General features: G+C 66.9%; 1 protein-coding gene. It reads right to left on the reverse strand.

The features are described 5' to 3' along the window. A partial coding sequence (locus BI327_RS40960) for a flagellar hook capping FlgD N-terminal domain-containing protein (RefSeq protein ID WP_076867252.1) occupies positions 1–572 on the reverse strand: 572 nt, incomplete at its 3' end. Positions 573–626 lie beyond the last annotated feature (54 nt).

A 626-nucleotide genomic window follows, 5' to 3' on the forward strand; every position in this document is an offset into this window, starting at 1 on the left:
ACCTTCTTGTCATCGCCATCCGTGGCCAGGACGGACACGGTGTAGGCGCCCGCCTCCAGCGCCGCGCCGCCGTCGTTCTTGCCGTCCCAGTCCAGCGTGTACACGCCGGCCTTCTGCTCGCCCAGCTCGATGGTGCGCACGACCTGGCCGTTGGCGTCGGAGATGCGCACCTGTACCTTGGCGGCGTCCTTCTGCAGGTCGATGCCGTAGGGCGTGACCACGCGCTCGGAGGGGTTCGCGGCGTCCACGCCGACCTTGACGGTCGAGCCGGGCACCAGCACGCCCTTGCCGATCATCGCGACCGCGTTCATGGACTGCGACACGTCGATCTGGCCGCTGATGGCCAGCATGGTGTTCTTGAGGTTGGTGATGCCTTCCACGGTGGAGATCTGCGCCAGCTGCGAGGTCAGCTCGGCGTTCTGCATCGGGTTCAGCGGATCCTGGTTCTTGAGCTGCGTGACCAGCAGCTTCAGGAACTGGTCCTGCAGGCCCTGGGCGGTGCTGGAGCCGTTGGCGCCGCTTTGCGCCAGGCCCAGGCCGGTCGTGCTGGTGGATTGGTCGACGGTGGTCATGGGTTCACTTCTTCAAAGACTTCCGCGCGGGCGGCGCGGCGCGCGGAATCAGAC

Origin of the sequence: Bradyrhizobium mercantei (assembly GCF_001982635.1) — a bacterium.
Taxonomy (GTDB): Bacteria; Pseudomonadota; Alphaproteobacteria; order Rhizobiales; family Xanthobacteraceae; genus Bradyrhizobium; species Bradyrhizobium mercantei.